The sequence below is a fragment of the Kitasatospora sp. NPDC101108 genome (assembly GCF_055584725.1).
The window spans coordinates 134,471-153,574 of record NZ_JBVJLM010000006.1 but is presented as its reverse complement, the minus strand read 5'-3'; the positions used below and the strand labels follow the sequence as shown (position 1 = coordinate 153,574).

At 74.4% G+C, this 19,104-nt stretch carries 17 protein-coding genes; 11 read left to right on the top strand and 6 right to left on the bottom strand.

Annotated elements, in window-relative coordinates:
- Positions 1-927, bottom strand: a 927-nt coding sequence (locus ACZ6Z8_RS16010; RefSeq protein WP_465610094.1) for an ATP-binding cassette domain-containing protein, incomplete at its 3' end; no start/stop codon positions are given.
- A gap of 190 nt (positions 928-1,117) precedes the next feature.
- On the opposite strand from ACZ6Z8_RS16010, the gene ACZ6Z8_RS16005 reads away from it, so the two are divergent.
- Both ACZ6Z8_RS16005 and ACZ6Z8_RS16000 read left to right on the top strand, forming a co-directional pair.
- Entirely contained in the window at positions 1,118-2,398 is a 1,281-nt protein-coding gene (locus ACZ6Z8_RS16005) for a sensor histidine kinase (protein ID WP_465610546.1), read from the top strand.
- A 92-nt stretch (positions 2,399-2,490) separates the two neighbouring features.
- Positions 2,491-3,102 carry a response regulator gene (locus tag ACZ6Z8_RS16000; protein ID WP_465610544.1) on the top strand — a complete coding sequence of 204 codons (612 nt, stop codon included), beginning with the start codon at positions 2,491-2,493 and terminating at the stop codon, positions 3,100-3,102.
- A gap of 146 nt (positions 3,103-3,248) precedes the next feature.
- Here ACZ6Z8_RS16000 and ACZ6Z8_RS15995 read toward each other — a convergent pair whose 3' ends face one another.
- The 3 genes from ACZ6Z8_RS15995 to modA form a co-directional block, all read right to left on the bottom strand.
- Positions 3,249-4,397, bottom strand: coding sequence for an ABC transporter ATP-binding protein (locus ACZ6Z8_RS15995; RefSeq protein WP_465610092.1), 1,149 nt, complete (start codon positions 4,395-4,397; stop codon positions 3,249-3,251).
- Between the two features lie 58 nt (positions 4,398-4,455).
- Entirely contained in the window at positions 4,456-5,304 is an 849-nt protein-coding gene (locus ACZ6Z8_RS15990; protein ID WP_465610542.1) for an ABC transporter permease, read from the bottom strand.
- A gap of 164 nt (positions 5,305-5,468) precedes the next feature.
- Entirely contained in the window at positions 5,469-6,326 is an 858-nt protein-coding gene (modA, locus tag ACZ6Z8_RS15985) for a molybdate ABC transporter substrate-binding protein (RefSeq protein ID WP_465610090.1), read from the bottom strand.
- A gap of 431 nt (positions 6,327-6,757) precedes the next feature.
- Here modA and ACZ6Z8_RS15980 point away from each other — a divergent pair, with 431 nt between their 5' ends.
- From ACZ6Z8_RS15980 to ACZ6Z8_RS15950, 7 genes are all read left to right on the top strand, one after another.
- Complete coding sequence (locus tag ACZ6Z8_RS15980; protein WP_465610088.1) at positions 6,758-7,825, top strand: RNA ligase (ATP); 1,068 nt, start codon at positions 6,758-6,760, stop codon at positions 7,823-7,825.
- Positions 7,826-7,924: 99 nt separating this feature from the next.
- A complete protein-coding gene (locus ACZ6Z8_RS15975; RefSeq protein ID WP_465610087.1) occupies positions 7,925-9,289 on the top strand; it encodes a cytochrome P450 in 1,365 nt (454 codons plus the stop codon).
- Positions 9,290-9,565: 276 nt separating this feature from the next.
- Entirely contained in the window at positions 9,566-10,459 is an 894-nt protein-coding gene (locus ACZ6Z8_RS15970; RefSeq protein ID WP_465610085.1) for an MHYT domain-containing protein, read from the top strand.
- Between the two features lie 183 nt (positions 10,460-10,642).
- The gene (locus ACZ6Z8_RS15965) at positions 10,643-13,579 is read left to right on the top strand and encodes a sensor histidine kinase (protein ID WP_465610083.1); all 2,937 of its coding nucleotides are present in this window, start codon (positions 10,643-10,645) and stop codon (positions 13,577-13,579) included.
- Positions 13,576-13,986 carry a roadblock/LC7 domain-containing protein gene (locus tag ACZ6Z8_RS15960; RefSeq protein WP_465610081.1) on the top strand — a complete coding sequence of 137 codons (411 nt, stop codon included), beginning with the start codon at positions 13,576-13,578 and terminating at the stop codon, positions 13,984-13,986. The genes ACZ6Z8_RS15965 and ACZ6Z8_RS15960 overlap by 4 nt, the downstream gene beginning before the upstream one ends.
- A gap of 161 nt (positions 13,987-14,147) precedes the next feature.
- Positions 14,148-14,495 carry a DUF742 domain-containing protein gene (locus tag ACZ6Z8_RS15955; RefSeq protein WP_402815756.1) on the top strand — a complete coding sequence of 116 codons (348 nt, stop codon included), beginning with the start codon at positions 14,148-14,150 and terminating at the stop codon, positions 14,493-14,495.
- A complete protein-coding gene (locus tag ACZ6Z8_RS15950) occupies positions 14,476-15,117 on the top strand; it encodes a GTP-binding protein (protein WP_465610079.1) in 642 nt (213 codons plus the stop codon). Before ACZ6Z8_RS15955 ends, ACZ6Z8_RS15950 begins: the two co-directional genes overlap by 20 nt.
- 133 nt (positions 15,118-15,250) lie before the next feature.
- Here the strand turns inward: ACZ6Z8_RS15950 and ACZ6Z8_RS15945 are convergent, their stop codons facing one another.
- Positions 15,251-15,622 (bottom strand): hypothetical protein, encoded by a 372-nt coding sequence (locus ACZ6Z8_RS15945; protein ID WP_465610077.1) that lies wholly within the window; start codon positions 15,620-15,622, stop codon positions 15,251-15,253.
- Between the two features lie 326 nt (positions 15,623-15,948).
- On the opposite strand from ACZ6Z8_RS15945, the gene ACZ6Z8_RS15940 reads away from it, so the two are divergent.
- Both ACZ6Z8_RS15940 and ACZ6Z8_RS15935 read left to right on the top strand, forming a co-directional pair.
- A complete protein-coding gene (locus ACZ6Z8_RS15940) occupies positions 15,949-16,452 on the top strand; it encodes an RNA polymerase sigma factor (RefSeq protein ID WP_465610075.1) in 504 nt (167 codons plus the stop codon).
- Between the two features lie 102 nt (positions 16,453-16,554).
- Positions 16,555-17,520, top strand: a complete 966-nt coding sequence (locus ACZ6Z8_RS15935) for a hypothetical protein (RefSeq protein ID WP_465610073.1) — start codon at positions 16,555-16,557, stop codon at positions 17,518-17,520.
- 164 nt (positions 17,521-17,684) lie between these two features.
- Here the strand turns inward: ACZ6Z8_RS15935 and ACZ6Z8_RS15930 are convergent, their stop codons facing one another.
- Positions 17,685-19,097, bottom strand: a complete 1,413-nt coding sequence (locus ACZ6Z8_RS15930) for a cation:dicarboxylate symporter family transporter (protein WP_465610071.1) — start codon at positions 19,095-19,097, stop codon at positions 17,685-17,687.
- Positions 19,098-19,104: the final 7 nt, after the last annotated feature.

Here is a 19,104-nt window from a genome sequence, read left to right as displayed (position 1 = left end):
GCTGCGCTCGCCGGGGGCGGCCTCCGCGCGGTACTCGACGCTGTCCGCCGTCATCCGCATGAACGCCTCCTCCAGTGAGTCCTGTTGGACCGCTATCTCGTACAGCACCACGCCGTGCTCGGCGGCCAGCGCGGCGATCCGCTCGGGTTCGGCGCCGGTCACCTCCCAGGCACCGCCCTCCGCCTCGACGGCGTCGAAGCCGTGGCCGGTCCCGCCGAGCAGCGCGGCCAACTTGCCGGCGTCCACCGCCCGGACCCGGATCCTGGTGCGGCCGTGGCGGTCGATGAACTCGGAGGTGGCGGCGTCCGCGAGCAGGCGGCCGCGGCCGATCACCACCAAGTGGTCTGCGGTGAGCGACATTTCGGTCATCAGGTGGGAGGAGACCAGTACCGCCCTTCCCTCGGCGGCCAGTTCGCGCAGCAGGGTGCGGATCCAGCGGATGCCCTCCGGGTCGAGGCCGTTGACCGGTTCGTCCAGCAGCAGTACCGGCGGGTCGCCGAGCAGTGCGGCGGCCACGCCGAGGCGCTGGCGCATCCCGAGGGAGAAGCCCCGGATCCGTCGCCCGGCGGCCTCCGCCAGTCCGACCTGGGCGAGCACCTCGCCGACCCGCCGCGCGGGCAGGCCGTTGCTCGCGGCGAGCCAGCGCAGATGGCCCTGGGCCGTCCGGCCGCCGTGCAGGGCCTGGGCGTCCAGCAGCGCGCCCACCTGCCGCAGCGGGTCGGCGAGTTTGCCGTACGGGCGTCCGTTGACCAGGGCGTGCCCGGCGGTGGGGCGGTCCAGGCCGAGGACCAGTCGCATGGTGGTGCTCTTCCCGGCGCCGTTCGGCCCCAGGAAGCCGGTCACCACGCCGGGCCGGACCTCGAACGACAGGTCGTCGACGACCCGCCGGCCGTCGTACTCCTTGGTCAGGCCCTGGATCTCGATCACGGTCGCCTTCCCCTCCTGGTAGCTGGTCGCCGTCCGTGCTCCGGGCGGCGGTTCCATTCGACCGGAGCGGACCGGGTGGGCGGATCCCGCCGCAGCGGGGACCGGCCTCCCTCCCGGGAGGGAGACGACGGCGACCCCGCGGGGGAGCCGGAGTCGCCCGCTGAGCTGGCAGGATGGGGCGGTGCCAAGAATGACCGCGCTCCGGATCCGGAGCCGAGCGACCACGATCCTCGCGCCACTGGTGGCCGGTGCCAGTTACGCCCGGCTGCTGCACCTGCTGGTCGGGTGGATCTTCGCGGGCGTCATCCTGATGATCTACCCGGGGACGTACCAGGCCAGCCTCGGTTCGATCCTGACGCGGGCCGTCTCGCTGGACGTCGTGCTGCTCGCACTGGTCGCCCTCGTCCCGGCGGTGCGGCGCGCGGAGGGTGTGCAGGCCCGGCTGCTGCTGGTGCCCGACCGCGAGGAGGACATCGGCGTCGAGCCCTCCGGCACCTGGGCCGATCGGTGCCGCACGGCGGCCTGGTTGATCGGGCGGGTGGTGCTCGGTTCGGCGGTCGGCTTCGCGACGGTCTTCGGCCTCGCCCCGGTCTTCGACCTGCTGACCGGCCCGCACGCCCTCCGGTACCTCCCGCTCGTGCCGGTTCTGGCACTCGGCTACGGCTGGCTGGTGGTATGGGCTGGACGCCTCCAACTCGCAATGGCCATGCGGATGTTGGGGCCGTCCCAGGCGGAGCGGCTGGCGGAGGCGGAGCTGCGGGCCGAACGGCTGCTGGAGCGGAACCGGTTGGCCCGGGAACTGCACGACTCCATCGGCCACGCGCTGACGGTGACGGTCCTTCAGGCCGGAGCGGCGCGCGAGGTCGGTGACCCGGCCTTCGTCGCCAAGGCGCTGCAGGTGATCGAGGAGACCGGGCGGCAGGCGATGGAGGACCTCGAACGTACCCTCGTCCTGCTGCGCGAGACCCCGGCGGGTGGGTCCTCGGCGGGCGGCGCCTCGGCGGGTGGCGCGCCGAGGAACGTGGTGGCCACCGAGCAGCCCGGCATCGACCAGCTGCCCGCGCTGTTCGAAACGGCCCGCGCGGCCGGCAGCCCGGTCGAGGCGAGCATCGAGGTGCCGCCCGGAGTTCTGCCCGGGGTGCTCTCGCGCGAGTCCTACCGGATCGTCCAGGAGGGCGTCACCAACGCGCTCAAGTACGCGCCCGGTCAGCCGGTCGACGTCCAGGTCACTGTCCGGGACGGGCAGTTGGAGCTGCGCTGCGCCAACCGCCTGGTGACGGCGCCGGGTCGGGGCGGCGCCGGACGCAAGGGCGGCAAGGGGCTGCGCGGGATCCGCGAGCGCGCCGTGCTGCTCGGCGGCGCGGCCTCGGCCGGGCCGGCCGACCCCGTCGGGCCGTCGACGGGGTCGCCCGCCGACGGGGCCGGGGAGTGGGTGCTCGACGTCCGGCTGCCCCTACGCTTGGGCTCGTGACGAACGATCTTGCAGGCGGCGGCCGGACGGTGGGCGGCACGGGCGTGACCGACATCCTGCTCGCCGACGACGAGGAACTGGTCCGGGCCGGGATGCGGGCCGTCCTGGAGGCCCAGGGCGATCTGCGGGTGGTCGGTGAGGCGTCCGACGGCGCGGAGGCGGTGGCTCTGGCCCGCGCGCTGCGCCCGCACGTGGTGCTGATGGACGTCCGGATGCCCGTCCTGGACGGCCTGGCCGCCACCCGCGAACTGCTGCGCCCCGGCGCGCCGGGGGAGCGGCCGCCGCGGATCCTGGTCGTCACCACCTTCGAGAACGACGACTACGTCTACCAGGCGCTGCGCGCGGGCGCCGACGGCTTCCTGCTCAAGCGCTCCCGCCCGGCCGAGATCGCCCACGCCGTACGGCTGGCGGCGGCCGGTGAGTCGCTGCTGTTCCCGTCCGCGATCCGCCGCCTGGCCGCCGGGCACGGCAATCCCGCCGCCCGCGCGGCCCTGGACCGGGCGGCCCTGACCGGTCGGGAGGCCGAGGTGCTGCGGCTGATGGCGCGCGGGCTCAGCAACGGGGAGATCGCCGGACAACTGGTCCTCGGCGTGCAGACGGTGAAGACGCACGTCAGCAGTGTGCTGGCGAAGCTCGGCGCGCGGGACCGCACCCAGGCGGTGATCGCCGCGTACGAGTCGGGGTTCGTCGAGCCGTCGGAGTAGCGGCCGGAGCGGTCGTCGGAGCGCCCGTCGGAGTAGCCGCCGGAGCAGGCGGGCGCATCGGGCGGTCCGGGCGGTCCGGGTGGTCCGGGCGCGTCGGGCGGTGTGGTGCGGTTTGCGGCGTGGCGCGGTGAGGGCCGGTCGGCGGGTCAGGCCGGGTAGGCGTGGGTCTGGGTGGCCTTGACCGAGGCCCAGACCGCCGAGCCCGGTGCCAGCCCCAGTTCGGCGACGGCGGCCGGGGTGAGGTCGGCGGCCATCGGCAGGGCGCCGGAGAGTTCGGCGCGCACCTGGTCGCCGTGCAGGTCGAGGCCGGTGACCTCGGCCTGCCACAGGTTGCGGGCGCTGGACTGCGGCCGCTCCCGGTACAGGGTGACGGCGGAGGGCGGGAAGGCCACGAACGCCGGACCGGACAGTTCCTCGGCGGTGGTCAGCACGGTCCCGTCCGGCAGGGTCACCCGGGTGCCCTCGGCCCGGCCCCGGTACAGGTTGAGGCCGACCAGCCGGGCGATGTAGTCGGTGCGCGGGCGGCGCGCGACCTCCGCCGGGCTGCCGGTCTGCACCTCGTGGCCGTCCTCGATCACCACCAGCCGGTCGGCCAGCACCATCGCGTCCAGCGGGTCGTGCGTCACCAGCACCGCCACGGCCTCGAACTCGGCCAGGTGGCGCCGCAGTTGGGCCCGTACGTCGAGCCGGGTGCGGGCGTCCAGGGCGGCCAGCGGCTCGTCCAGCAGGAGCAGCCGGGGGCGGACGGCCAGCGCCCGGGCGAGCGCCACCCGCTGGGCCTGGCCACCGGAGAGCCGGCCCGGGCGCACCGAGGCGTGCTCGGCCATGCCCATCCGTTCCAGCCACGCCGCCGCCTCTGCCCTGGCCTCGCGCCTGGGGCGGCCCTGGCAGCGCGGGCCGAAGGCGACGTTGTCGAGCGCGCTGAGGTGCGGGAAGAGCAGGTAGTCCTGGAACACCACGCCGACCGGCCGCTGTTCGGCGGGGGTGTGGAGGCGCCGGGCCGGGTCCTCCAGGACCTGGCCGTCCAGCCGGAGGTGGCCGCCGGTGAGCGGGAGCAGTCCGGCCAGGGCGCGCAGGGCGGTGGACTTGCCGGCGCCGTTCGGGCCGAGCAGCGCGACCACCTCGCCGGGGGCGGCGGTGAGTGCCAGGTCGAGGGCGAAGGCGGCGCGGTCGATCCGGAGGTGGGCGTCGAGGGCGGGGCCGGCGGTGGCGCCCGGGGGCGTGCTGCCGGGGGTCGCGGCGCCCGAGGTCGCGGGGCCCGGGGTCGCGGGGCTCGTACGGTGCGGGGGGTTCATCGGCTCGGCATCCTGGGGCACGGGTTCCGGATCAGGGGGTCCGGGGCAGGGGTCCGGGTCACGGGGTCGACATCCAGCGGTCGCGCAGTCCGACGAGGACGGCGACGGAGACCAGCAGCAGGACCAGCGACAGCGCGATCGCGGCCTCCGGGTCGGACTCCATGGCGAGGTAGACGGCCAGCGGCATGGTCTGGGTGCGGCCCGGGAAGTTGCCCGCGAAGGTGATCGTCGCACCGAACTCGCCGAGCGCCCGGGCCCAGGCCAGGACGGCCCCGGCGGCGATCCCCGGGGCGATCATCGGCAGGGTGACCCGGCGGAAGGCGGTCAGGCGGGAGGCGCCCAGGGTCGCGGCGGCCTCCTCGTAGCGGGGGTCGGCGGCCCGCAGCGCGCCCTCGACGCTGATCACCAGGAAGGGCATCGCCACGAAGGTTTCGGCGACCACCACCCCGGTGGTGGTGAAGGGCAGGGTGATGCCGAAGGCCGAGTCCAGCCAGGAGCCGACGATCCCGCGCCGCCCGAGCACCAGCAGCAGCGCCACGCCGCCCACCACCGGCGGCAGCACCAGCGGCAGGGTGACCAGTGCCCGGACCAGCCGGCGTCCGGGCAGTTCGGTACGGGCGAGCAGCCAGGCCAGCGGGACGCCGAGGACCAGCGAGACCGCGGTGGCGGCCGTCGCGCAGATCAGCGACAGCCGCAGGGCGTCCCAGACGGCGCTGCTGGTGAGCTGTTCGGACAGGCTGCTCCAGGGCGCCCGGACCAGGAGCCCGACCATCGGGAGGATCAGGAACGCGAGCCCGAGCAGTGCCGGGAGCAGCAGAGTGACCGGGACGCGCCGCGAGGCCGGGTGGCGGCGCGCGCCGAAGGGGCGGCGCCTGCCCGGGCGGCCTGTGTCCCGGTGGTGCGGCAGGGCCTTCTCGGGTCCGGACGACGGTGCCTCGGTGGCAGCGGCAGCGGCAGCGACGGCGGCGCCGTCCGGGCCGGGCCCGGCGGCGTCGTCCCGGCCGGGGCCGGTGGTACGGCTCCGGTCGGGTTCGTCGCCGCCGTCCCCGCCGGGTGCGGTGGTGCGGTCCTTCACGGCGCCTGGAAGCCCGCCGCGGTCAGCACCTGCTTGGCCTCGGGCGACTGGACGTAGGCGACGAAGGCGGCCGCGCCGTCCTTGTTCGGCGCCTTGGCGAGGGCGGCGATCGGGTAGTCGTTCACGGCCTTGTCGGCCTCGGGGAAGTCCACGCCGTCGATCTTCGCAGCATCGGCCTTCACATCGGTCCTGTACACCAGCGAGGCGTCGACCTCGCCGAGCTCGACCTTGGTCAGTGCGCCCTTGACGTCCTGCTCCAGGGTGACCGGGGTCAGGTTGAGTCCGGCGGCCTTCAGCGCGGTGAGGGCGGCGGCGCCGCAGGGCACCTCCTTCGCGCACAGCGCGACCTTCACGCCGGAGCCGGTGAGGTCCTTCAGGCCCGCGATGTGCTTGGGGTTGCCCTTGGGTACGGCGATGGTGAGGGTGTTCTTGACGAAGGTCTTCGGCTCGCCGCTCGCACCGCTCGCGTCGGTGACGGTCTTCATGGTGGCCGGGCTGGCGGCGGCGAACACGTCCGCCGGGGCACCGGAGTTGATGCTGGTGGCGAGCGCGGAGCTGCCGCCGAAGTTGAACGTGACCTTGGTGCCGGGGTTGGCGGCCTCGAACTTCTTGCCGAGCTCGGTGAAGGTCTCCTTGAGCGAGGCGGCGGCGAACACGGTGACGGCGCCCTTGGCCTTCGGGGCGTTCCCGGTGCCGGCGTCGCCGCTCGCGGTGGTGGCGGCGGTCGCCGTGGAGGAGCCGGAGCCGGAGGACTTGCCGCCGTCGCTGCCGCAGGCGGTGACCCCGAGGCTGAGGGCGAGGGCCGCCGCGGCGGCGACGGCGAGTCTGCGGGTGGCGGTGCTGCGGGCGTTCATCGGAGCTTCCCCTCCAGGGATCGCGCCGGAAGGGGCGCGGAGGTGTGGCCGCAGGTGCGGCCATTACGGCGATCATAGTGCCGCAGATGCGAGCCATAAATCCTCTGTCGCTTCGCACAGGCGGGGCGGGGCGGGGGCCTCGGAACCGCTGTGCGAAGGCTCAACCGTGCACGGACGGTTCCGGTTCCGGTTCGGGCGGTGGCTGGGTGGGTGAGGTGGTAGCGGTGGGAGGCCGGGGCGACGCGAAGGCGTGCGGGGCGCGCGAGGGCGGCGCGAGGGCAGGGCGAGGGCTGCGGCCGGGGCCGGCGGAAAATCCGTCGCACCAGGGAGGGAGGAGAGGTCAGAGTGGTCGCAGCCCGGAGGCGCGGCCGATCGTCGGCCGCCCGGGCCCAACGGTCGATCCATACGGATCCACGGGGAGGAGTCCGTCCATGTCCACGCTGCGAGTCACCGCCGAGAGACTGGTCATCCTGGAGCACCCGAACGCCGACGCCCTGGAGCTGGCACAGGTCGGGCTCTACCGGGCGGTGGTCGCGAAGGGCGTGTACCGGACCGGTGACCATGCCGTCTACATCCCCGAACAGGCCGTCCTGCCGGACGAGTTGATCGGTGAGCTCGGACTGACCGGCAAGCTGGCCGGTGGCGCGGCGAACCGGGTGAAGGCGGTACGGCTGCGCGGAGAGCTGTCGCAGGGCATCGTCTGCCGGCCCGCGGCGCTCTCGGAGACCGACCTGGCCGGGGCCGCCGAGCGGGGCGAGGACTTCGCCGAGCTGCTCGGGATCGTCAAGTGGCAGCCTCCGGTGCCGACTTCGATGAGCGGCGAGGTGGTCGGCGCGCCGGACCTGCTGCCCTGGGTGGACATCGAGAACCTCAAGCGCCACCCCGACGTCTTCGAGCCCGGCGAGCCCGTGGTGCTGACCGAGAAGCTGCACGGCAGCTGCTGCCTGGTCACCTACACCGCCGCCACCGGTGAGGTGCAGGTCTCGTCCAAGGGGATCGGCGCGCAGGGCCTGGCGCTGGTGGAGGACGAGCGCAACCTGTACTGGCGGGCAGTGCGCGCGTACGACCTCCCGGCGGTGGCGGCCCGGCTGGCCGAACGGCTGGGCGCCGATCGGGTCGGCATCTTCGGCGAGGTGTTCGGCGAGGGCGTGCAGGACCTCACGTACGGGGCCTCCGCGCGCACCGACCGCCCCGGGTACGCCGCGTTCGACGTGTCGGCCGTGGTGGACGGGCAGCTGAGCTGGCTGCCGGCCGCCGAACTCCTCGACGGCGAACTGCCGTTGGTGCCCGAACTGTGGCGCGGACCGTTCGACACCGCCACGGTGCTGGCGTACGCGCAGGGCAGGGAGACCCACTCCGGGCGCGAACTCCACCTGCGCGAGGGCGTGGTGGTCCGGCCGGTGGTGGAGCGGTGGAGTCCGCTGCTCGGCGGGCGGGCGATCGCCAAGGTGGTCAGCGACGCCTATCTGACCCGCAAGGGCGGCACCGAGTACGAGTGAGCGGCTTCCTCGGCTGAATACCCGTCAGTAAGGTTGGAGGGTCACCAAGCGCAGCCGGCGCCGATCCGACAAACGCCGGAAAGTCCAGAAGGAGTGCCGATGGCCACCGCACCCGCCATACCCGGACCGGTCGGGAACCCCCTGGTCGGCTCGCTCTTCGACCTCACCCGACGCCCGCTGCGCACCTACCTGGCGGCCCGGCGCGACCACGGGGACGTGGTGCGCTTCCTGGTCGGGCCGCCCGGCCTGCGCGTCGAGTTCTACGGGGTGTTCTCGCCGGAGGGCGTCCACCAGGTGCTGGGCAGCGAGGCGGCGAACTTCCGCAAGGAGAACAACTTCTACGACGAGCTGCGGACCAGCGTCGGCAACGGGCTGCTGACCAGCCAGGACGAGGTCTACCAGCGGCAGCGGCGACTCGTCCAGCCGCTGTTCACCAGGCGCCGGGTGGACGGCTACGCGGACGCGCTCGCCCAGGAGGCGCAGGCGCTCACCGAGCGGTGGCGGGCGGTGCCGGACGGGGTCGTGGACGCGGCGGAGGAGATGTCGCGGTTCGCGCTGCGCGCGGTCGCGCGGATCCTCTTCGGCGCCGACGTGGACGAGGCGGTGGAGGTGGTGAACCGCAGTTTCCCGGTGCTCGGCGCGTACATCATGGATCGCGGTTTCACGCCGGTCCGGCTCCCGCGCACCTGGCCGACGCCGAGCAACCGGCGCGGCCTGGCGGCGCAGCGGGCGCTGTACGAGGTCTGCGACCGGATCATCGCCGAGCGGGCCGCCCGCGGGGGCGGCGACGAGGACGCCGACGACCTGCTGACCCTGCTCGGGCGGGCGCGCGGCGAGGACGGCGAGCGGCTGGATCCGGACGAACTCCGGGACCAGGTCCTGGTGTTCCTGCTCGCCGGGCACGAGACCACGGCGACCTCGCTGGCCTTCGCACTGCACCTGCTGGCCAAGCACCCGGAGCAGCGCAAGCTCGCCCAGGAGGAGGCGCGGACCGTCCTGGCCGGGCGGGCGCCGACGGCGGCGGACCTGGAGCGGCTGCCCTACATCACCCGGGTGCTCAAGGAGGCGATGCGGCTCTTCCCGGCGGCGTCGCTGGTCGGGCGGCGGGCGGTCGAGGAGACGGTCATCGACGGCTACCTCATCCCGGCGGGGGCGCAGCTCGTGGTCGCGCCGCTGGTGACCCACCGGCACCCGGACCACTGGGTGGAGCCGGAGCGCTTCGACCCGGACCGGTTCCTGCCGGAGGCGGAGAAGGCGCGCCACCGGTACGCCTGGTTCCCGTTCGGGGGCGGGCCGCGGGCGTGCATCGGGCAGCACTTCTCGATGCTGGAGGCGGTGCTGACCCTCGGGTTGCTGCTGCGGGACTTCGAGCTGGAGGTGGTGGACCGACGGGTGGCACTCGCGCAGGGGGTCACCCTCCGGGCGGCCGGCGCCATGCGGGTGCGGGTCTCGCCGGTGGGGTGACGGGCGGCGGAGGGCGGGCCCCGCTGTTCGTCGTTCGCCGACGGACGGCCGGCCCTCCGGGCACACGACCGGTTCATTCGAACACATCGCCCCGGCCGCGTGTGCAGCTTTTCAGATCTTCGTCTGAGCGATTCCAGCCGCTCGATAGCGTCCCACGCACCCCAGGTCGGAAGCGCACATGTGGCTGGCATATGCCTCCACGTGCAGTCCGCCCGACCGGGGGTGCCCGGGCGCACCGCTGACCGCCCCGGGCCCGACCGGTCGACCGGAGGTCCCATGGGCACCCTCAACCACTTCAGCTTCGGCTGGCTGACACCCGTCCTCTCGTACGCCATGGCCTGTGCCGGTGCCGCCCTAGGCCTGCGCTGCACCCTGCGCGGACTGGCCGCCACCGGCGACACCCGCCGGAACTGGCTGCTCACCGCCGCCGCCGCGATCGGCTCCGGGACCTGGACGATGCACTTCGTCGCCATGTTCGGCTTCGCCGTCGACGGCACCGAGCTGCGCTACAACGTGCTGCTGACCGTGCTGAGCCTGCTGGTCGCGGTGGTGGTCACCGGTCTCGGCCTGACCGTGGTCTGCTACGGCCGGCACCGCGGCCTCGCCCTGCTGGGCGGTGGCGTCACCACCGGCGTCGGCGTCGCCGCGATGCACTACCTGGGCATGGCCGCCGTCCGGATGCACGGCGGAATGGGCTACGACGCGGGGACCGTCGCCCTGTCCGTACTGGTCGCGATCGGCGCCGCCACCGCCGCGCTCTGGGCCGCCGTCACCATCCGCAACGTGTACGCGGCCGGCGCCGCCTCGCTCGGCATGGGGCTCGCCGTCAGCTGCATGCACTACATCGGCATGGCCGCCGTCCACGTCCAGCTGGACCCCGCCCGTACCGACCTCGGCGGCGTCAGCCCGATGGAGTTCGTCTTCCCGCTCGCCGTCGGCCTCGGCTCGTTCCTCTTCCTCGCCTCCGCGTTCGTCGCGCTCTCCCCGACCGCCCGGGAGCGGGCAGGTGACCTGACCGCGGGGGAGCCGGTCGTCGAGGAGTTCCCCGGGCCGGCCGACGGCCCGGAGGCCGACCTCCCGGACGCGGCGCCCGGCGACCCGTACGGCCGGGACCCGCACCGCGTCGGCGCGTACGGCGTCGGCCCGTACGGCCGGGACCGCGCCGCCTGAGCGCTGTGCCGCCTGAGCCCTGTGCGGCCTCGGCCCCATTCGGTCTGCCCGAGCCCGGCCGAGCCCCGTCCTGCCGGAGCCCCGTCCAGTCCGAACCCCGTCCAGTCCGAACCCCGTCCAGCCCGAGCCCCGTCCAGCACGAACCCTGCCTCCGCACGCCCCGCCCGAAAGGCCCCCACACCCATGCGAGAAGACCGTGGTACCGCCCCCGGCACCCGCCGGGGTGCCCATGCCGGGCCGCCCGCCCGTGCGCCGCGCCCCGGCCCCTGGCTGCGCGGGCTGCGCCCCCGGACCGTCCGCGCCCGGATCATCGCCCTGCTGATGGTGCCGGTCGTCTCCGTCATCGCCCTCTGGGGCTTCGCCACCGTCACCACCGCCCAGGGCGTCTGGGACCTGCTGCGCCTGCGCGACGCCCAGCGCACCCTGCTCACCCCCGTCGCGGACACGGTCGCCGGCCTGCAGGCCGAGCGCGCGGCCGCCGGTCAGCTGCTGGCCGGGCCGGGTCTCGTCCCGGGCACCGTGCCCGCCGCCGGCCGGGAGAGCGCCCTGCGCGAGGCCGCCGCCGCCACCGACCGGGCGCTCGCCCCGCTGTTCCCCGACCCCCGCCACCCCGATGAGCGCTACAACCGTGCCGACGCCCAGGGCCTGGGCGCCGACGCCGCTGCCCGGCTGGACGCCCTCGGCGACTCCCTCGCCGCCCTGCCCGAGCTGCGCGGCAGGGTGCTGGCCCGGAGCGTCGGCTGGCCCGAGGCGTACGCCGCGTACGGCGAGGCGGTGGACCGGGCGCTGGCCGTGTCCGGTGCCGTGGCGCCGCTCCAGGACGGTCACGCCGGTACCGACACCCGGACGCTGCTGGACCTGGCCCGTTCCCGTGAACTCCTCACCCGCGAGGACGCGTTGCTGCGCTCCGCCCAGCTCTCCGGCGAGCTCGGCGACGACCAGCTGCGCGAGTTCTCCGGGGTGGCCTTCGCCCGGCGCACGTTCGAGCAGGGCGCGGCCGCCGATCTGGGCTCCGCCGACCGGGACCTGTTGCTCGCCCTGGCCGCCGGGCCGGACCACCGCGAACTGGTCGGCTACGAGGAGAAGGTCCGTACCGCCGCCGACGGCCGGGCTGCCGTCGCCGCGGTGCCACCGGACCGGTGGGCGGTGGTGGCCGGGAGTGTCACCGACGGGCTGCGCGGCATCGAGGACCGGGCCGGGCGACTCGCCGCCGAGCGCCAGAACCCCTACGCCCTGGGCCTGTTCACCCCGGCCGGGATGGCCGTGCTGCTCGGTCTGCTCGGGGTGGTCGCCTCGCTGGTGATCTCGGTGCAGATCGGCCGTGGCCTGGTCACCGAGCTGACCGGCCTGCGCAACTCGGCACTTGACCTGGCAGGTCGCAAACTCCCGGCCACCATGCGGAAGTTGCGCGCCGGCGAGGAGGTGGACATCGAGACCGAGGCGCCGTGTCCGGTGGGCCGCGACGACGAGATCGGCCAGGTGCACCGGGCGCTCGGCACCGTGCAGCGGGCGGCCGTCACGGCGGCGGTGGAACGGGCCGAGGTGCTCTCCGGGGTGTCGGGGGTGTTCGTCAACCTCGCGCGCCGCAGCCAGGTCCTGGTGCACCGCCAACTCACCCTGCTGGACGCCATGGAGCGGCGCACCGAGGACCCGTCCGAGCTCGCCGACCTGTTCCGGCTGGACCACCTCACCACCCGCATGCGCCGCCACGCCGAGGGGCTGATCATCCTCTCCGGGGCCGCCCCCGGCCGGGCCTGGCGCCGGCCCGTCCCGCTGGTGGACGTGGTCCGGGCGGCCGTCTCGGAGGTCGAGGAGTACGCCCGGGTGGAGGTGCACCCGCTGCCGCGCGCCGCCGTGGTCGGCCACGCCGTCGCCGACCTGACCCACCTGGTGGCCGAACTGGTGGAGAACGCCACCGGCTTCTCCCCACCGCACACTCGGGTGCACATCCGCGGCGAACAGGTCGGCAACGGCTACGCGTTGGAGATCGAGGACCGCGGCCTCGGGATGGGCCCGACCGCGCTCGCGGCCGCCAACCGGCGGATCGCCGCCGCCGAGCAGGCCGACCTGTTCGACAGCGACCGGCTCGGCCTGTTCGTGGTCAGCCGGCTCGCCCGCCGGCACGACGTGCGGGTCTCGCTGGTGACCTCGGCGTACGGCGGAACCACCGCGGTGGTCCTGCTGCCCACCGAACTGCTGGCCGACGGGCGGGAGGAGAGGGGGCAAAGCTTCGACGTGATACCGGAGTTGGACGCCGCGTACGTGCCGGACGGACCGGCCCTGGCCACCGCTCCGACCTCGGCACCCGCTGTGACCCCGGCTCCGGCGCCGGCTCCCGCTGTGACCTCGGCTCCGGCGCCGGCTCCCGCTGTGACCTCGGCTCCGGCGCCGGCTGTGACTCCGGCGCCGGCTCCGGTCGCGGCGCCCGGTCCGGGCGGCCCTGCGGCGTGGCCTCAGCCCGGACCGGCCCCGGCCTTCCGGGGCGGCGGGGGGACGGAGATCGAGCTTCCGGCGGCGGGTGGGCCGTCGCCGGAGGGCGGGGCGCTGCTGCCCTTCGGCGTCCGGGGCGGAGACCCCGGGCCGGTGCGCCGCACCCCCGCCCGGGCCCCCGGCGCCCGGGCGGCCGGACCGGCTGCGGACGGGGACCCGGGTGCCGCCTCCCGTCCGCAGCCCGGTTCGCCGCCGCCGCACCGCACGGCGACCGCGCGGCCACCGGGCGAGCGCCAATCAGTCGACGGTGCCGAGGAGTTGCCGCGCCGGGTACGCCAGGCGAGCCTCGTGCCGCAGCTGCGGGAGACCCCGGCCGACGCCGCCCCGCGCCGTCGCCGTACGGCCACCACCGGGGCGGGCGCGGGGCCCGAGAGCCGCAGTCCGGAGGCGGCGCGGGCGGCGATGTCCGCCTTCCAGAGCGGCTGGGCGCGCGGCCTGCGACCTGACCGGCGGTTCGATGAGCGAACCTCCGCCCGAACCGAGGGCCTTGTCGACCGCCGACCCGGCCACGGATTCGACCACCGGCCCGACCACTGGCCCGACCACCGATCCGACCACCGCCCGGATATCCGATCCGACCACCGACCCGACGCCCACCCCGAAGTCCGACCCGAAGGAGACCGGCCGTGATCGGCACCACCCAGCGCACGGGGGAACTGAACTGGCTCCTCGACGAGTTGGTCCAGCGTTCTCCCGAGGTCCGCTTCGCCGTGATGCTCTCCGCCGACGGCCTGGCCATGGGCACCTCGGCCGGTCTGGAACGCGAGGACGGCGAGCACCTGGCCGCCGTCGCCTCTGGCTTCCACAGCCTCGCCAAGGGCGCCGGCCGGCACTTCGGCGCGGGTGAAGTCCGCCAGACACTGGTCGAGTTGGAGGGCGGCTACCTGCTGGTCGCCGCGGCCGGAGAGGGCACCTGCCTCGCCGTCTTCGCCAGCGCCCGGGCCGATCTCGGGCTGATCGCGTACGAGATGGCCAGACTGGTCCGCCGGGTCGGCGAGCACCTGAGCGCCCCGCCCCGTACGGTGCACGGCGGGTGAGGACGGTGTCCCACCCGGACCGCCCGTACCGGTCGGAGCCCGCGTTCCATCCGTACCACCAGCGACACCCGGAGCATCCGCGGGCCGACCCCGGTCGGCCGCCCCGCAATCCGCTCGCGGCCGCTCACCGGGCCCGCTGGTACGACGACGAGGCCGGGCCGCTGGTCCGCCCGTACACCGTGACCGGCGGCCGGACCGGTGCCGGTGAGCAGCAGTTCGACCTGATCGCCGTGGTGGTGTCCGACCTCCCGGACCCGGCGCTCGGACCGGGAGCGCCCGAGCCGCCGGTCGGCCCGGAGCAGGCGCGCATCCTCGGCCTCTGCCGGGGCACTCCGCTCTCCGTGGCCGAACTGGCCGCCGACCTCGACCTGCCGGTGGGGGTCGTGCGGGTGCTGCTCGGCGACCTGCTGGCGGCCGGGCTCATCCGGGTCAGCCGCCCCGTCCCGCCCGCCCTGCTCCCCGACGAGCGCATCCTCCAGGAGGTCCTCCATGGGCTCCGTGCACTCTGACCACCCGTCCGACCGCCGGCCGTCCGACCCGGTGGACCCGGCCGACTCCGTGCTCGCGCTCAAGATCCTGGTGGCGGGCGGTTTCGGGGTCGGCAAGACGACGCTGGTCGGCGCCGTCAGCGAGATCCGCCCGCTGCGCACCGAGGAACGGCTGACCGAGGCCGGGCGCGGGGTGGACGACCTGGACGGAGTGGAACGCAAGACCACCACCACCGTGGCGATGGACTTCGGCCGCATCACCATCCGCGAGGGGCTGGCGCTCTACCTGTTCGGCACCCCGGGCCAGGACCGGTTCTGGTTCCTCTGGGACGAACTGGCGCAGGGCGCGCTCGGTGCGGTGGTGCTGGCGGACACCCGCCGGCTGACCGACTGCTTCCCGGCCGTGGACTTCTTCGAGCACCGCGGCATTCCGTTCGTCGTCGCGGTGAACCGTTTCGCCGGGACGCGCGAGTACGGTCCCCAGGAGGTCGCCCGCGCACTGGACCTGGACCCCGGTACGCCGGTGGTGCCGTGCGACGCCCGGCAGCGCGCCTCCGGCAAGGAGGTGCTGATCAAATTGGTCGAGCACGCCGGCCGGATGCACGCGGCCCGGCTGCTGGCGGAGGTCTCGCCGGTCCGCTGACGGATCCCGGAAGGCGCGTGACGGATAACAGGTGACAGATAACAGATGACAGCGGACAGCTGACAGATTTCGAAATCTGTCAGCTGTCCGCTGTCATCTGTTCGTCGTCGCCGCTCCAGCGGCCGCTACCTGCTCAGCTGTGCCACTGGAACACGATCTTCGTCCAGGTCGACCCCGGGCAGTTGCCCCAGACCGCCCAGGCCTCCGGCCGGGCGCCGATCCACAGGCCGACGGAGTAGCTGCCGTTGGCGCAGTAGGTGATGGTGCGCAGCTGGCCGGAGTAGACGTTGCAGTAACCCTCCCAGCGCCACCCGTAGTTGGCCGTGATCACGCAGTGGTAGGGGGAGGCCGCGACGTGCGGCGAGGCCGCGGCCGCGCCCGGGGTGATGCTCTGGTCGTCGGCCGGCGCCGCGGCGGCCGGCAGGCTGGCAGTCCCGAGCATGCCCAGGGCGGCCGCGGCGGCCATCCCGAACGTGGCGATCTTCCTGGCGATGCAGCCTCGCATGACGGTTCTCCTCGCTCAACGTCTTCCATCGGGCGGAACGCCCCCGGTGTCCCCGGCCGGGCGACGGTCTGCGGAGGTGAATTCCCGCCTCCCGTCCGGCCGATGACCAATTGCACACGAATGACTGCGCACGGTGAGAGGACGGCCTATGATGTGACCTGTGTCACAACCTGTCCGGTCGGGCTGGGGCCAGCCCCGACTGGGCGTTCGGAATGCCGATTTCCGGGGAGAACGGCATGGCGGAATGCAGCGGACGGTACGCGGGCGGACGGCGCAAGGATTTCGGCCCTGAGCCCACGGAACGCCAATCCACCGATTTCAACCGGGTGTTCACGGATCTTCTGCCCAGACTCCACCAGGCCGCGGCGATGCTCACCGGCAGTCCGCTCGCCGCCGGCGACATCGTCCACGACGCGTACCTGCGGATCGCCCGCCGCCCCGAGCGCTTCCTCAGCCATCCGCAGCCGTACGCCTACGTGTTCACCACCATGGCCAACATCCTGCGCGACCAGTGGCGCCGGGAGCGCCGCCGGGTGGTCCTGCCCGAGGTGCCCGAGCCGGCCGAGGCGGTGGAGCTCGGCCGCGCCGCGCTCGATCCGCCGCACGGCGGGATGGCCGAGCTGCAGGCGCGCTGGGAGGTGGTCCGGCTGCTCGGTTTCCTGACCGTCAAGCAGGCCCGCGTCGTGGTGCTGGTGGACCTCGACGGCTACTCCGTCGACGAGGCCGCCGAACTGCTCGGCCTGCACCGCAGCACCCTGGCCGTCACCCGCCGCCGCGCCCATCGCCGGCTGCGCGCCGTCCTGGAGCACGAGCGACGGCACGACCCCTGACGACCGGCGGCCGCCCGGAGGCCGCCCGGAGGCCGCGCCCCCGACGCACCGAGCCGACGGCAAGTCGGCTGATGCGCGGCCCCGGCCCGTACATTGAAAATCGTGATCACGTACGAGGACCACAGCCTCCGCGCCCTGGCCGAGGACGGCCGCTGGCCCGAGCTGCTCGCCGCCTACCGGCAGGGCCGGGCGGCCGCCGTCGCGCAGGCCGGGGAGGAGGCCGCGGTGGCCCTGACCGCGCCGCTCGGCCATCTGATCGCCTACGCGGCGCCGCCCGAACTGGCCGTCCGGCTGTTCGACGCGGACGGTGGCGAGGGGACGGTCGCCGGGGTGGCCGACCACGACGCCGGTCCGCTCTGGGAGGTGCTGGCGACCCGCCACTCCTGGCTGCGGCTGGCGCCGCTGCTCGGTCCGGCGCCGGTGCGCCGCCTGGTCGCCCACACCCGGGTGCTGCTCGGGGAGGACCTCTCGTACGGGGCGGAGCCCGACCCGGAGGGTGTGCCGCTGAGCCTGGAGCCCTGGGAGAAGGCGGGTTGGGACGAGGCCTCGCGGGTGCGCGAGTACTTGCCGGGCGGGGGTGCGCGCAGTGCGGTGCTGACCCTGCCGGCCAGCCGGGAGGGCCTGGGCGAGGTCGGACTTCCGCAGACCGCCGCCCGGCCGGGCGGGCAGCGGGTCACCCGGGGCCTCGCCGAGCTTGCCGCGCTGGTGCCCTGGGCCGAGGTGGTCTGTGTGCGCGGCCCGGCTCCGCAGGCGGCCGCCGTACTGGCCCGGGGCCGGCGGGTGCTCGGCGGGTTCCTGCCGTTCGCGCTCGTCTACCCGGCGCTGGTGCAGGCCGCCGCGGTGGGCCGGACGCACGGTTGCGCCCACGGGCGGGTGCGCCTCTGGCGTGCGCTGGGCGCGATGGCCGGCGTGAACGGCCAGGACCGCTCCGAGGTGGACGCCCTGGTGGCCCGGATGCGCTGCTTCACCTGGCATGAGCCGGCCGCCGGGCTGCGCCATCTCCACGTTGCACTGGAGGATCCGGCCAGCGGGGTGGCCTGGGCGGTCAGCGGCTCGCAGGAACTGTGAACCGCGGTCGGACGGGCGCGGGGCCGGACGAGGGCTCCACGGCGAACGGTGCTCCCCCGGCCGAACGCCCCGGCCGAACGGGAACCCCCGGTCCGGCGCCTTTCCGGGGTTGGTGACGGCGCCGGACCGGGGGAGTGGGCGGTGGTCGCTCAGCTCGTGGTCGCTCAGCCGGTGGTCGTCGCCGCGGCCGGGACGGCCTCCGGCGCGGGGCCGTTCCCCGGCGCGGGATCGGCTTCCGGCGCGGGGCGGGCGGGGCCGTGGCTGTCGACCAGCGTCAGCTCGTCGAACGGCAGCGCGCCGCTCAGCACCCGGCCGGCCCGCTCGGCGTCCAGTTCGCCGGTCCAGTGCCCGATCAGCACGGTCGCGACCGCGTTGCCCGCGAAGTTGGTGAGCGCGCGGGCCTCCGACATGAACCGGTCGATGCCGACGATCAGGCCGACCCCGTCCACCAGTGCCGGCTTGTGCGACTGCAGCCCGCCCGCGAGGGTGGCCAGCCCGGCGCCGGTGACCCCGGCCGCGCCCTTGCTCGCGATCACCATGAACACCAGCAGCGAGACCTGCTCGCCGATCGACATCGGCTTGTCCATCGCCTCGGAGATGAAGATCGAGGACATGGTGAGGTAGATCGCGGTGCCGTCCAGGTTGAAGCTGTAGCCGGTCGGCACGGTGATGCCGACGACCGGGCGGCTGACGCCGAGGTGCTCCATCTTGGCGATCAGGCGGGGCAGCGCGCTCTCGGAGGAGGAGGTCGAGAGGATCAGCAGGAACTCGCGTCCGAGGTACTTGAGCAGCGCGAACACGTTGATCCCGGCGACCAGGCGCAGCAGCGCGCCGAGCACCACGACGACGAAGAGCGCGCAGGTCACGTAGAAGCCGATCATGATCACGGCGAGGCTCTTCAGCGCGTCGACGCCGGTCGCCCCGACCACCGCCGCCATCGCCCCGAAGGCGCCGACCGGCGCGACCCACATGATCATCGACATGATCCGGAACACCAGCCGCTGGAGGTGCTCGATCCCGCGCAGCACCGGGGCGCCGACCGGGCCCATCGCCTGCAGTGCGAAGCCGGCCAGCAGCGCGACCAGCAGGGTCTGCAGCACCTTGCCCTGGGTGAGGGCCGAGAACAGGGTGTCGGGGATCATCCCGAGCAGGAAGTCGGTGGTCGACTGGGCGCCGCCGGCGGCCGCCTGGGCGTGGCCGGACTTGGCGAGCGCGGCGGTCAGGTGCAGGCCGCCGCCGGGCTCCAGCAGATTGCCGACGACCATGCCGATGGCCAGCGCGATGGTCGACATGACGAGGAAGTAGCCGATCGCGAGGCCGCCGACCTTGCCGACCTTCGCGGCCTTGGTGACCGAGCCGATGCCCAGCACGATGGTGCAGAAGATCACCGGGCTGATCATCATCTTGATCAGATTGACGAACCCGGTGCCGATCGGCTTCAGCTCCACGGCGAAGCCGGGGGCGGTCAACCCGACCACCACGCCCGCGATCACCGCGGCGATCACCGCCAGGTAGAGGTAGTGGGTCCGATCCTTGCGTCTGGGTCCCCCCGCCGTGGCGGTCTCGGTGATCGACATCTGCGGC

Coding starts and splice junctions, on each gene's coding strand:
- ACZ6Z8_RS16000 (WP_465610544.1), top strand. CDS start 2,491: ATGCGGGCCGTCCTGGAGGCCCAGGGCGATCTGCGGGTGGTCGGTGAG.
- ACZ6Z8_RS15965 (WP_465610083.1), top strand. CDS start 10,643: ATGCGAGAAGACCGTGGTACCGCCCCCGGCACCCGCCGGGGTGCCCAT.
- ACZ6Z8_RS15980 (WP_465610088.1), top strand. CDS start 6,758: ATGTCCACGCTGCGAGTCACCGCCGAGAGACTGGTCATCCTGGAGCAC.
- ACZ6Z8_RS15970 (WP_465610085.1), top strand. CDS start 9,566: ATGGGCACCCTCAACCACTTCAGCTTCGGCTGGCTGACACCCGTCCTC.
- ACZ6Z8_RS15975 (WP_465610087.1), top strand. CDS start 7,925: ATGGCCACCGCACCCGCCATACCCGGACCGGTCGGGAACCCCCTGGTC.
- ACZ6Z8_RS15945 (WP_465610077.1), bottom strand. CDS start 15,622: ATGCGAGGCTGCATCGCCAGGAAGATCGCCACGTTCGGGATGGCCGCC.
- ACZ6Z8_RS15950 (WP_465610079.1), top strand. CDS start 14,476: ATGGGCTCCGTGCACTCTGACCACCCGTCCGACCGCCGGCCGTCCGAC.
- ACZ6Z8_RS15995 (WP_465610092.1), bottom strand. CDS start 4,397: ATGAACCCCCCGCACCGTACGAGCCCCGCGACCCCGGGCCCCGCGACC.
- ACZ6Z8_RS15930 (WP_465610071.1), bottom strand. CDS start 19,097: ATGTCGATCACCGAGACCGCCACGGCGGGGGGACCCAGACGCAAGGAT.
- ACZ6Z8_RS16005 (WP_465610546.1), top strand. CDS start 1,118: ATGACCGCGCTCCGGATCCGGAGCCGAGCGACCACGATCCTCGCGCCA.
- modA (WP_465610090.1), bottom strand. CDS start 6,326: ATGAACGCCCGCAGCACCGCCACCCGCAGACTCGCCGTCGCCGCCGCG.